The organism is Ureibacillus sinduriensis BLB-1 = JCM 15800, from assembly GCF_000772955.1.
Lineage (GTDB): Bacteria > Bacillota > Bacilli > Bacillales_A > Planococcaceae > Ureibacillus > Ureibacillus sinduriensis.
In genome coordinates this window covers 137,231-150,698 of the sequence record NZ_JPVO01000045.1, presented here as the reverse complement: position 1 = coordinate 150,698, position 13,468 = coordinate 137,231, and the positions used below count along the sequence as shown (strand labels likewise).

The following is a 13,468-nucleotide window of genomic DNA, read 5'->3' as shown; positions in this document are numbered from 1 at the left end:
GTAACGGTAGGTGATGGAGTCGGTCAAGTAGCAGAAGTGGATCTAGCTGCTTTGGCTTCGGCTATAGAAATAGCTCACGATATATATAGTAATAGAGAAAGTAAAACACAATTACAATTAGACAATGCAACGACAGAATTAGACAATGCGATAACGAAATTTCAAGGCAAGGTAATTGTAGCCGGGGATACGACAGCATTAACTACATCAATCTCTAGCGCTTTAAACCTTCATCAGACAGCATTCGAAGGATCATTAGTTGGTCAATATATCATCGGCTCAAAAACTATATTAAAATCTGCGCTTGATGCAGCTCAAATAGTTTTAGATGCCGCTTCAAGCAAAACGGCTCAACAATTGGAAGCCGCAAAAGTGGAGTTAGATCAAGCTATACTAACTTTCCAAAGTAGCAAAGTAGCAGAATTGGATGGCTTGCAAAATATTACTTTGTCTGTTTCAGAAACGGATACAAGTAACCATGTTGCACTGGAAAATGGAGAATCTCTTATTGTAATCTCATCAAATGGGACTGTAACAACTGAGATTGAATATTATAATGGACAGATTAAAGTAACAGGAAATGCAGCAAGTGAAGCTAACTTAATTACTGTCCAAGTGATAAAAGATGGGCAAGTAATTAAAACAGGGTCATTTACGGTAACAGTGGTGGCTCCTAGTAGTTTAATGAGTAAAGAGATAACAAATCTAGACTTTTCAACTGTTAGTGGAACACAAGCAAAACTCATAAGCAAGCCAGTAACAATAGATGATTTTACGGGGAACCGCAAGGAATTTTCTATTGTCATTGGACAAGATGAGATTAAAGTATATGTGGATTGGGCGCTTTCAAAGGATTTTCCTAAAGGGGAGGCAATGGGTAGTGTGGTTGAAAGTCATATTCAACAACATTATCTTGACAAAGGTGGAGTGTCAGCCCTGATGAGTCGCCCTATCAGTGCCTTTGGTTTTGGGGATACATTCCAAATCAGCGCATTCCAACCGGATTCGACATCATCTTTCAAGTTAGAGGGGAAAGATTGGTCATATTTCTTTGATCAACAAACTGCTCAAGGAACAGATGCAGATACGTCTAGAAATCGAACATTTACGGTAAGTGATGGAACAAACCTAGCAACAATTAAATTGACATCGCGCTATTCAACTATCGATCAGTTAGTTACGCGTATAAACACTAATTTAAAAAACGCCAATGTTGAAGCGATAGCTGAAACAGTAAGTCAGACACAATTTAAAATCACACCAACTACGGCTAATGGGGTTGTAATCATTGACGGTGATAACAAAGCAGAATTCTTTGGTGAGTAATATAGATTGAAACGGTTCTTACATTCTAAATATCGTTACTATGTGCTTTTGGTAGTACAAAATGATACAGGGGAAACTATAGTTGAAGGGTGTAGAAGAAAATTTGCGGTAATTTAATTTTGGATTTCAACTATAGATGATGCTGTATCTCCGGTGATTATGTAAACACAATCGAAATTGAGATAAAGTAAGTAGCATAAAAAAATCGTAAAGACCTCACAAAATAGTAAGTAATAATAAAGTCATCAGACAATAAAGTTAGAACTGGCATCTTCACTTCACTGGATGTCAGTGCTTTTTATATTTATATAACTGTCAAGTATGGTAGAGCAGCCGTAAAAGAGAGGCTGATTTTATCTATTCTATTTATAGAATTCTTACATAGGATAAAATACCGTTACTATAGTAGTGGTCGGTTAACGAAAATAGTATTATAAATACAGTTAAATAAGGTTCATAGAACTATTCATTATTAAACTGCATACCATTACTATTGTATGAGTAACTAGTAAATTCAATACTTTCTAAAAAGTAGGAAATCTAGTAGTTTTCAAAAAAGCACATGAACTACATAACATCGGAGGATTAACAACATGAAGAAATTTTTAGTCAGTTCAGCAGTGGCTGGTTCCCTATTGATCGGTGGGGCGGTGGGAGCATTCGCGGCATCGAACAGTGCGACATTAAAGGTATTCTTTAATATAGCGGATATTAAAATTGATCAAGTATCCAAAATGCCTGGAAATGAAAAACCGTTCACGTACGAAGGGACAACGTATGTACCACTTCGCTATATCAGTGAATCATTGGGCTACCCAGTGGAGTGGGAAAAACAAACATCAACGATTCATATCGGTGAAACATTGGATGGGACGGCTTACTACTTTGACCGTGATATCAAGATGATGAATTTCCAATCAAAAACGAGCATTACTGGCAACTTCGCCAAAATTGGCTTTAATGAAAAAACACCTGTTCAAGACAATATTGGCAACGAATATGTAAACTACGCAATCTTAGGGTTGGATAACTTCTCCGCTGAGCAATGGACGTTAACTGAATTTGCATTAAACGGTCAATATTCGACCTTTGAATCGATTTTATCGCTAACTGAAAAATCAAAAAGTACGGGCACACATGTGGCTGTGGACGTTTACTTGGATGATGAGTTAACAACATCGTATACCGTCAAAGCAGGTGAAATGCCAAGAGAAATCAAAATCAATACAAAAAACGCGAATAAACTTAGCTTCAAATTAACTCGACCTGTAAATGGTTCTAATGCAGAAGTGGGTCTGTTTGAGCCGAAATTTTATAAATAAGAAATTAAGCGGGGATTTATAATCCTCGCTCAATTTTTGTACATATGTTTTAAGTGGTAATTTTATCTTAAATAGTAAAGTTGGGAGCTTAATATGAAAAAAGAATTGATGCTATCCCTTTTAATTTCCTTATCCATCGCAGGTTGTGCAAATTCCGAGGAGATGAGTAATAAGCAATCAGCTGGGGAAGAAAAAGAAGTGGCAGAAAGTGTTAAAGAGACACAGGAAACCGAAACAGAAACAGCAGGCGACGAAATCACACTAACCATTGATACAGGTAATACGAGCGGCAATATCCAAAATGGCGGGATTGCTGCAGTGTATGGGGATACGGTTTTTTATTCGGACTCCAAAAATCTCATTTCTTCACCGAAGGATGCAATAAACGAGATGGACAAGACCGGGGAAATACTTGACAGCGTAGAGGATGGCCTTGGCACCATTACTTCTATTAACGTTATTAACGACCGGGTTTATTATGTGAAAAATGAAAAAATCTTTGCAATGGACTTGGATGGGGAAGGGAAGGAAGAAATTCCGACCTCTGTACCTGTGTCAAACATGATTGTTTATAAAGACCATATCATCTTTAGTTCCTACGATGACGGATTCGATGCAAATAGTCTATTTACGATGGAGACGGATGGGGGGAACTTACAAGTCAAGGCCTCCAGCATGATGAATTTTTATGTCGAGCAGGGAAAACTGTATTGGTCCGAAAAAGTGAAGGAACAAGATTATCGAATATACATAACTGATTTAGAAAGTGGAGAGGAAACCGTTACATCCCACGGGGAGTTAGAGTCGTTATTCCAGGTGAGTGGGGGTGACCTCTATTATTTAGAGCAAGGCGACCTTTACAAAATGTCATTCGGTGGGGACGCGAGAAATTTGACGGCCAACATGAAGCAATCCGGGGCGACGATCGACATGCCCAATATTTCTGGGGAGACGATTTATTTTACCGAGGATCAGAAAATGTTCGCCATGGATTTGATTGGTTCAAAACATTGGGAAGTGCCAACGGGTTCGGTCTATGCGTATAGCATTGCTGGAGGGCATTTGTTCTACTGGGGCTTTGGCCAAGGCGAATATTCTTTAGGCATTTCTCCAAATGTAGAAAAGGTTTATGATCAAACGATGGAAGCTTATGAGAATAGCCAAGAAGCGACGGAAGGTTGGGGAATCCCGGACGAGTTATTCGGTTTGTACGATGAAGTCTCTTCTTTAGAAGAACCGATTTCGCTGGCTGAATTGGAGGAAAAGGAAACCGCTATTATGGGCGGGGAAATTGTCTTCCCGCAACAACATTTAGTGGGGGCCACGAAAGTTTTGCTATGGGGCCTTGCTAATAAGGATGAAGAGTTTTTAAAAACCATATTGACGAAACCTGATCAATTGAACAGTTATTTCAATGAGCCACTCCGTTACACAGCTCTCGAAGGAAAACCATATGGTGGCTACTACGAATTCAAAATTACGGTACGTTCTGATAGCACCGTGTATATCGAAAGAGAGGAAGACGGTTGGAGTAAAAGCGCCGTGTTTGAAGAAATCGACGGTAACTACTATTTTGATAAGTTTTTGAGATAATTCTAGAATAATATTTCGCCCGCATTTAATTCATAAAATGCGGGTTTTTTCTATGTATTACTCGGAAAATGCTGGAGCCTTCCATATGCTTTTTAATTGGCAAAAATTACTATGTTTATTTCAAAGTAATGTCCTTGAATATTGTAATTGAATGCCGATATACCTAAGTGCAAATAATTTCGAAGGGGCTATAGTAGTGGATATAAAAGATGTCATAACAAAAATCAATAAATCAGTGGATGCGTTGGAATTTACGAGCGCAAGAAAGTACATTGAAGAAAACATTGAATTAGTCAACCAAAATCGGATGCATTTAAAAAGTAATGCGAGAGAGATCCTCAAGTTTTTAAATAATCAATCCGAGTCTGGTGAAGAGCCGTTAACAAAGGCAGAGATTAGCCTACTCAACACGCTGAACGTGTATGCAACGAGATTTGATATTAGGAGTATGAAGCGTAATATAAAAGGAAATGAGCAATTACTGATGAAAAAAGAGTCGATCAATTACTTGAATTCCGATGCGCGAATTTTCCTGGAAAGCATGGGTGCCATCAAAATCGAGTAATTAAAGTAGATTAAACTTCCAAACTCATGGGGAATTTTTCTGGAGAGAATCAGTGTGATGGTATCTTTATTCACGAATAGAAAAGAACGGGTTTCTTCTATAGTTAAGTGTTTATTTTACAAATTCTACTAAAGAAATTGCTAGTTTTGTCGAAAATATACTAGAGTTCATGAATAGATATTGAAAAAGTAGGATTAATAGGAATATAATGTAACACTTAACGACCTATTTTATTAAGGTGGTTTTTAGTGCAAATAGTCTTATTGGAATTATTTTTTCAATGAAAGAAAGTGTGAGGATAGTATGAAGAAATTTAATTTGCTAGCTTTTTTCACGGGAACGATTAAACGGAAGCTTCTGACCGTTTCAATTCTATTGCTGACGATTCCCTTGCTTGTTTTAGGGTGGTTCAGTTATCAAAAAAGCAGTGACAGTCTGGATGAACTGGGGCAAACGAATCTAAGAAATAGTGTGGAACAAACGGTTGAATTGATGAAAGTGCTCAATGAGCAAGTGGAGGAAGGCAAACTTACTTTGGAGGATGCTCAAGAAAAAGTAAGAATCACGATACTAGGTGAAAAGGGGGCAGACGATAAACGCCCGATCAATAAAAATATCGACCTAGGTGAAAATGGCTATATGTTTGTAGCCGATCACGAAGGGACACTCGTTGCCCACCCTGCCAAAGAGGGCCAGAATATTTGGGATACGAAGGATAAAAATGGTATTTACTATGCGCGGGAATACGTTGAACGCGGAATCGAAGGCGGAGGGTTTACTTATTTTATAGCGCCGTTCATTGACAACCCGGATAAGTACGGGGAAAAAGTTGCCTACTCCGAAGATTTTGCTGAGTGGGGATGGGTCGTGGTGGCAGGTACCTACATGATCGACTTTAATGAACCTGCCGGTGACATCCTGACATTAAACTCCATTGTGACGGGAATTACGTTGCTTATTGGGATAGCGGTCATTTGGTTGTTTGCCAACAATGTGACGAATCCTATCAAAAAAGTGACGGAGCAAATGACGCATATCGCGAATGGCAATTTGACGATTGGTACATTGGACATAAGCTCCAAAGATGAAACTGGACAATTGGCCGGTGGACTGAATAATTTACATACAAACTTAAAAAATATGATTCAAAATATTTCCCAAGCTTCCCAGCTTATATCGGGCCACAGTGAGGAGCTCACACAGTCCGCCAATGAAGTGAAGGTAGGGACTGAACAAGTAGCCACTACAATGGAAGAAATTGCATCGGGTACTGAATCGCAAGCAAGTCTTGCTGGTGATCTTTCAACTTCAATGGGAACTTATGTGGAAAAGGTGGAAGAAGCCAATAATAATGGTGAGAGAATTTATCAGTCATCAAATGAAGTGCTGCAATTGACGGAAGATGGCGCTCAATTGATGCGACAATCGGTTGAACAGATGATGAATATCGACCGCATCGTCAATGATTCCGTGCTGAAAGTTCAGCAGCTTGATGTGCAATCGAATGAAATTTCAAAATTAGTCACCGTTATTCGAGAGGTGGCTGAACAAACGAATTTATTGGCACTCAATGCGGCTATTGAAGCAGCACGTGCCGGCGAGCATGGACGCGGCTTTGCGGTCGTGGCAGAAGAAGTGAAAAAGCTTGCCGAAGAGGTATCCAAATCAGTGGCGGATATCACGCAAATTGTTGCTAGAATTCAAGGGGATACAACGGGAGTCGTACAATCGTTGCAAACAGGATATTCGGAAGTTTCAAAAGGTACCGACCAGCTGAAAACAACTGGCGAGACATTTAGAAAAATCAATGATTCGGTTAAAGAGATGGCTTCCACGATCCGAGTTGTCAGTGACAACTTGACCCTGATGAAATCGACTAGCCAAGAAATGAATTCAGCTATTGAAGAAGTGGCGGCCATTTCAGAACAATCGGCTGCAGGTGTCGAACAAACTTCGGCTTCTACTCAGCAAACGAGCAGTTCCATGGAAGAAGTGGCGGCAAGTTCCGAAGAGCTTTCCAAACTGGCAATCCAGTTGAATGATCTGGTACAGCAGTTTAGAGTTTAATTGTTCGCGTAATTTTATATAGTACGTTTTTGATAGTTTCGATCAACCCCCTTTGACAATGGTTAAAGGGGGTTTTTTGTTTTGTGGTGTAGAAAAAATTCAGCTTTGATGTAGGTTGTTTGGGAACTGGAATATTTTATGATTAGTGGAAAATCCTTCATAAATAAGGTTTAAACAAGAGGGTATATATGTTACGATGGTTAGGTGGTTTTTTACTAAGGATGAAAATTATGGTACTTTCTATGCTAAGTAAATCACCGGGGTGAGAATCGTAACTTTTTACGAATCTAGTATGTGAAAGGAGAATGGCATATGAAAAAAATGTACAGAAACGTTATCGCAACGATGCTAGGATTTGTGCTTCTGTTCTCGACAGTTGTACCGGCTATCCAAGCTGAAGAAGGTGTTCCGGATGTTAGCCCTTGGGCGGCTGAGATACTGAACGAAGGCGAAAAGTACGGGGTTTTCTCGACAGACTTGTACTTCGATGGATTTAGAAGCGACATTTCCATTGAAAAACTGAATGAACTATTAGCCTTGACTGAAGATAAAATTGCATCATTACAATTATCTGAAAACAAAGATTTCAAACCAGCAAGCTATAAGGAAGATACAACTAGAGGGGATATCATCAATCGCCTTTATAATATTGTCGCACAATATGATCTGCCGGTTGGCGATGATGCTGTAGCGTATATGAAAGAGCGCGGCATCTTGAAAGGTTCCGGCAAAGGGTTGGATTTGGATAAAAAATCAACAACACAAGATGCGGTTGTCCTGGCAATACGCGTCATCAAGGACACATATCACCTGGCGGATAAAGGTTCAAAAGGTGTAGCGTGGGTAGTGGAAGATGAAGACACACAAGTGTATTTATTAGGTTCCATCCACTTGGGGACTCCGGACCTATATCCATTCAATCAAAAACTATTAAATGCGTTTGAGGAATCCGATGCACTATTAGTGGAAGCAAATATTCTTGACGTTGAAGCCCTTGATTACTATGCGGAAAAAGCAATGTATGCAGAAGGCAAAACGGTTAAGGACGCAGTAAGTGCCGAAACGTTTGCAAAGCTTGAAAAGGTAGCTGAAACTTACGGGTTATCGATGGATCAGTTAATGAACCAGAAACCTTGGTTGTTATCTAGTTCTCTATCAATGTTGGGAATGGACGATTCGTTCGGGATAACGCCGGAGGAAATGTCGATGCATGGAATCGATATGTACTTTTTACTGGATGCCCTGATGAAAGGGAAGCCGGTCATCGAATTGGAAGGTACGAGAACACAAGTCGACATGTTTGACGCATTATCGCCTGAAGGTCAGGAACAGATGCTGCTGGATACGCTGAATGCGATTTTGGAACCTTCTGCTGAAACAGAAAATGATGTGATGCTAGATTGGTTCGAGAATTGGAAGAAAGGTGACATCGAAAAGTTTGCTGCTAGCTTACAAGAGATGGAAGGCGACACTTCCGAGTTCAACACAATGCTATTCGGTGAGCGTGATGCCAACATGGCCGCTAAAATTACAAATCTATTAGAAGAGGAAGAAGGTACATTCTTCGTAGTAGTAGGCGCTGGCCACTTCCTGGTAGATAAAAACATCCGTTACCACCTAGAACAAGATGGCTACACGGTTCAACCGTTCTACCAATAAAACCAGATCCTCATTAGATGGATAGAAAAAGCGTATTCGAGTTGAACAATCGAATACGCTTTTTCATTTGCATTTGAGTGCCTGGGCGAGTGGATGCTTGAGTGCCTGGCACACACACAATTCGGAAACAATTCAGAATAGTTCAGGATTTGTTTGAGTGCCAGGCACACACACAATTCAAAAACAATTCAAAAACAATTCAGAATAGTTCGAGATTTGTATGAGTGCCTGGCACGCACACAATTCTATGTTAGGCCAATCGTGAAGGTTTTGAAATAAAATAACCTTGCAGCAAAGGCACCCCCAGCTTTTTGGCGGTGATGAAATCTTCCTCAGCTTCTATTCCTTCCAGAACTAATTTCATATTTTCATGTGTGTATTCCAAAAAGAGCGAAATCAATTGTTGCTGGGCTAGGGAAGAAGATAGATTCCGTGATTTTGTATGGTCTAGCTTTACATAATCTGGAGTTAGTAGTTCCATTTTTTCAAAAGAGGTCTTTGAAACAGAGAGATCATCAAAAGCTATATAAAATTCAAGAGATTTTAAGAAAGATAAACGGTGCATAAATAACCTTTGATTCCAAATATGCTCTTCAGAGACATCCTCACTAATTTCAAAAACAACGCTACTCTTAATCTTTGGGTAAAGTAACAGTAAGCGGCTGATATAATTTTCAAAATCCTTATGTATAATCGTAGATGGTAGAATATTGATGAATAAATAGTGATTTTCCAGGTAGGCGATAGGAAAACCTTCTATTGCATTTGTTATACAAGCTGTATCCAATTCATACAAATTATCGCATTCTCGAGCGGCTTCGATTAGGGTAAGTGGATTAATGTGCGGCTCTGATCTCATTAAAGCTTCATAGGCAAAAATGGAATCATTATTTACACTCAAAAGCGGTTGATATTCACTATGCAGTGAATTTCTGCTAATTAATTGTTTGATCTTTGACAACACTCTCATTTATACCTTCTTTCTCTTGCTTTTTTAAATTGACAATCTGAAAACTGAGGTTTATGAAATCACTTCAAAGGTTATTATTTTGTAGTCTTTTGTATCGATGAGCAACACTATCAGGACTACGCTCCATCAGCTCACCAATTTTTTTATAAGAAAGTCCTTGATGGCGTAAATCCACAAGAATGATATCTTCCTTTGTTGTCCAAGTTTTGTAGCTTCTTTTCTTTATTATTTGAGAGTCCCTTTCTTTCCGTCTTTCTGCATCTACCCAATCAGGTTCAGGTAGTAATAATTGAGGGTCAATGTTTGAGAATTGCACTTTCTCCTTATTTTTTTCTGACCATAACCAAAAATCTGTGGGATCAATAAAATAAAAGTTCTTTAATCTCCTCGTCGTTCTCTTTATGCATGGTAGACCATAATTCTCGGCCCAGTTTTTTACTATATTTCGATCTACTCTTAAAATATTGGAGAGTTCTCCTAGAGTCAGAAGACCAGTATACATTTTCGTATTGGACGTTAAGCCTAATCTGTGCAGCTTGGCAACGACAGAATCATAAGAGCGATTAATATTGCTGGCAATTGTCGTAATTTTATATGTACCTATATGTTCTTTGAGATAATCAATCTCCTTATTTGTCCAAATCATTCATTTTACTTATCCTTTCTCTTATAGATTTATGGTCGGATAGAAAAGGGAAATAATAGTTTTATAGTACTATATCTACTTAACATTTAAACATTATATTCCTATAAAGTGTATATTTCAACATTTATGCTAATTTAAGGAAGAAATATTACAAAGTATCGTACTGTTGTTAGAATAGGTGGAAGATAGAGAATTGTTCAACAAATTATAAACGAATTTATAAACTATATCAAAATAATAATAATACCTAAGTACAGCTGAAGTGCCAGGCACCCACACAATTCCAAAATAATTTAGAATAGTATTGGAGTTGTTTGAGTGCCAGGCACACGCACAATTCCAGGACAATTCAAAATATTCGTGAGTTGTTCGAGTGCCAGGCACACATACAATTTATCGGTTGTTATAAATATAGAGACTTGTGAAAAAATACCGCGTAGTTTACATATACTTGATAGTACAAATACATGCAGATGGGTGATAGAAGTGAATCAACGGAAAGGATTAGTAATGCGGGAGATACGGTTGAGTGAAATGGCACAGTCGATTGATTTGCTCAATTATGTATTTCAAATGTCCATGTCCATTAAACAAGACCGTCGTTTTGTCAGTGAAAAGAGCCGTCAGTTTAATGTTGGCCATGCTTTGGGATGGTTTGATGGCGATCAGTTAGTTTCACAAATTTTAAGTTTGCCTTTCCAGGTGAATGTTTATGGTGTTGCTTATGAAATGGGCGGTATCACGGCGGTGGGGACTTATCCTGAATACTCCAAACAAGGGTTGATCGATAGTCTAATTAAAAAAACGTTGGCCGTCATGCGTGAAGAAGGGCGTTATATTTCCTATTTGTTTCCTTTCTCCATTCCTTATTATCGGAAAAAAGGCTGGGAGATCATGAGTGATATTGTGGAATTTCAAGTAAAGGATACACAGTTTCCTCATTATACAGAAGTGTCTGGGAAAATTCGTCGTGTAGATACACGTGCTGAGGATTTGGTCAATGTCTACGAAAAGTATGCCTCCCGAACCCATGGTGCCATGATTCGAAATACAATTGCTTGGAATGAGAAGTTCCATGAAGACTTTTGGGAAGAGAAATTTGTGGATTCGGATGTACAGCTGCAGGCTGCGGTTTATTATGATGAAGAGGATGAACCCCAAGGCTATTTGTTTTACCGGATTATGGAGGAGAATTTTTATATAGATGAAATTGTTTATTTACAAGAAGAGGCACGAAAAGGATTATGGAATTTCGTCTCGGCGCATAAATCCATGGTTTATAATGCATATGGAAAAACAGCCGGGAATGAACCGGTAGCCTTCTTGCTTGAGGATAGCGAGATTATTCAAAAGGTCTCTCCGTATTTTATGGCACGAATAGTGGATGTTGAGAAATTTTTGGAACGTTATCCGTTTGATGAACCGAATTTTCACATTCGTCTTAAAATCACGGATCGAATGGTTGAGTGGAACAATGGAACTTTTGAGATTACATCGGCGGATTGGAAAGTCAAAGTACAAAAGGTGGAAGGCGATGCACTGGAAAACATCACGGTACAGATGTCCATCCAAACACTGGCCACGATGCTCCTTGGCTACAAGCGCCCAAAATACTTAGAAAAAATCGAACGCCTCAAAGGCACAACCGAAACCATCTCCATGCTTGAAGACATCCTGCCCATAGGGGTGCCGACGTTTATTGATTATTTCTAATTAAATTGTGTGGGTGCCAGGCACACACACAATTCCAAAACAATTGGGAAAAGTCCTTGCGCCAGATTCATCTTTTTGCAACTTATTCATGTTAATTGCGTTAAAATTTTTTATACACCCTCCGATTGCTTAGGAATAGGATGATAATATGAAGTTTAAACTTTTAACATGGACTTTTTTTCTGCCATTGCTTTTGTTCTTTACCTTGATGTTTCTTGTTGAAATATCAATTTATTCCATACTTCCACCAGAGCTAGGTGGGATGAACATATGGATGGAATTTAAGCAGGTTTGGTATCGTTCCGTCTCGTTTTATGCAATCATTTTAATAGCTGTTTTTTGGCTATATTTAAGAATGTTTAAGGCACTTACCTAATCCAGAGAGAATTCAGAATAATGTGAGTGCCAGGCACAAAAACAATCTCAGGGAATATCTGGCGAACGGATTCCTCTTAATGGTATGTATGTTGGGGCCAAGAGTGGGAATGGCAGCCAGGAGGGTAGTTGGAAGCTTGTTTTTGGGGATGAAGCTCGAAAAATTAACCCGCTTTTTGATATCAAAGTCAAACGCGATGAATTGATTGCAAGCTCCATTCAAAATGATGATTGGTCTGAGTATAACAATTTTGAGGCAACGCAACATCCTGCTTGGTATGAAAAAGTGGATGGGGATATCAACCAAACAAAGTGTATTTTGGGAACCTGATTGAATCCAAAATTAGTGCATTAAAAGAAGCTCAAGCCGAAAACGATGCAGAAAAGATTGAAATCTGGTCAAAAAGCTTGGAAGAAGCGATTATCGACTTCAACAATGCACCCGGAATTGTACCTTATGTTGTAGGTCTGAATCACAATGCTCAAACTGCAGCTGAAAATGGCGTGCCAGAACCCGGTGATGATTACTTTGATAGCAAATGGAACTCACCGATTGTGGCTGATCAGAGGAAATTTGAACAAAACATGTGGTACGATAATGCCTATTTTGCACAAAACCAAGAGTTGAAACAGCATGTTGAATCGCTAGTAGCCGGTACTTTCCCGACTTCAGGTGATCTAAATAGTACGATTACAATCGCAAATGCATTGGATGAAATCAGTAATATGAGTTACCCAGCTGAAAAGAAAGCAGAAGTCGAATCAGCAGCAAAAACAGCCTCAACAATAACTGAGGAAACTAGTTTACAATCCGTTTTATTACATAATTTAAAATTTGCCTTTAAACCGAGCTTGAATGTGGTTGAGGAGTTATATAAATAAATTTATACAAAAAAAATTTCTAATATCCAAAATTCAATCGGAAAAGAGACGCATTGATTCTATTTTAGAATCCGATGCGTCTCTTTTGTTTAAATATACTAGGGTTATTTCTATATTTAGTAACCAAAGGAAGACCAAATATACTTTAAGATAATATAGAATAAATGGATATTTTATCCTACTTATCCAATTATCTAATATTTATGTATTATTTTTGAGTATTTATTTATTATGCAAAAAAGTATATTATTAGATTGTAAGGAAAACGAGATGCAAAAATGGAGGATAATAGAATATTATTTTCCTAATGATATCTTCGTTTGTTTTACATTAGCTAATTTAGCAATACG

Annotated in this window: 10 protein-coding genes and 1 pseudogene; 9 read left to right on the top strand and 2 right to left on the bottom strand. The window is 38.5% G+C overall.

Annotated elements, in window-relative coordinates:
• The 6 genes and pseudogenes from CD33_RS20460 to CD33_RS06375 all read left to right on the top strand — a co-directional run.
• Positions 1–1,326 (top strand): annotated as a pseudogene (locus tag CD33_RS20460) (hypothetical protein); the annotation flags it as partial.
• Positions 1,327–1,919: 593 nt separating this feature from the next.
• The gene (locus CD33_RS19410; protein ID WP_052130055.1) at positions 1,920–2,648 is read left to right on the top strand and encodes a stalk domain-containing protein; all 729 of its coding nucleotides are present in this window, start codon (positions 1,920–1,922) and stop codon (positions 2,646–2,648) included.
• Between the two features lie 93 nt (positions 2,649–2,741).
• Complete coding sequence (locus tag CD33_RS06390) at positions 2,742–4,241, top strand: DUF5050 domain-containing protein (protein WP_036199178.1); 1,500 nt, start codon at positions 2,742–2,744, stop codon at positions 4,239–4,241.
• A 196-nt stretch (positions 4,242–4,437) separates the two neighbouring features.
• Positions 4,438–4,806, top strand: a complete 369-nt coding sequence (locus CD33_RS06385; RefSeq protein WP_036199176.1) for a hypothetical protein — start codon at positions 4,438–4,440, stop codon at positions 4,804–4,806.
• Between the two features lie 303 nt (positions 4,807–5,109).
• The gene (locus CD33_RS06380; protein WP_036199173.1) at positions 5,110–6,873 is read left to right on the top strand and encodes a methyl-accepting chemotaxis protein; all 1,764 of its coding nucleotides are present in this window, start codon (positions 5,110–5,112) and stop codon (positions 6,871–6,873) included.
• Positions 6,874–7,185: 312 nt separating this feature from the next.
• The gene (locus tag CD33_RS06375) at positions 7,186–8,532 is read left to right on the top strand and encodes a TraB/GumN family protein (protein ID WP_036199172.1); all 1,347 of its coding nucleotides are present in this window, start codon (positions 7,186–7,188) and stop codon (positions 8,530–8,532) included.
• Between the two features lie 250 nt (positions 8,533–8,782).
• Here CD33_RS06375 and CD33_RS06370 read toward each other — a convergent pair whose 3' ends face one another.
• Together CD33_RS06370 and CD33_RS19405 are read right to left on the bottom strand one after the other, a co-directional pair.
• Complete coding sequence (locus tag CD33_RS06370) at positions 8,783–9,493, bottom strand: EAL domain-containing protein (protein ID WP_176400113.1); 711 nt, start codon at positions 9,491–9,493, stop codon at positions 8,783–8,785.
• 73 nt (positions 9,494–9,566) lie between these two features.
• A complete protein-coding gene (locus tag CD33_RS19405) occupies positions 9,567–10,148 on the bottom strand; it encodes a hypothetical protein (RefSeq protein WP_052130053.1) in 582 nt (193 codons plus the stop codon).
• Positions 10,149–10,634: 486 nt separating this feature from the next.
• Here CD33_RS19405 and CD33_RS06360 point away from each other — a divergent pair, with 486 nt between their 5' ends.
• The 3 genes from CD33_RS06360 to CD33_RS06345 all read left to right on the top strand — a co-directional run bounded on the left by CD33_RS06360 (position 10,635) and on the right by CD33_RS06345 (position 13,118).
• A complete protein-coding gene (locus CD33_RS06360) occupies positions 10,635–11,861 on the top strand; it encodes a GNAT family N-acetyltransferase (protein ID WP_036199169.1) in 1,227 nt (408 codons plus the stop codon).
• Positions 11,862–12,321: 460 nt separating this feature from the next.
• Entirely contained in the window at positions 12,322–12,567 is a 246-nt protein-coding gene (locus CD33_RS06350) for a hypothetical protein (protein WP_036199165.1), read from the top strand.
• On the top strand, positions 12,549–13,118 hold the full coding sequence (locus CD33_RS06345) for a hypothetical protein (RefSeq protein ID WP_036199164.1): 570 nt from the start codon (positions 12,549–12,551) through the stop codon (positions 13,116–13,118). The genes CD33_RS06350 and CD33_RS06345 overlap by 19 nt, the downstream gene beginning before the upstream one ends.
• Positions 13,119–13,468: the final 350 nt, after the last annotated feature.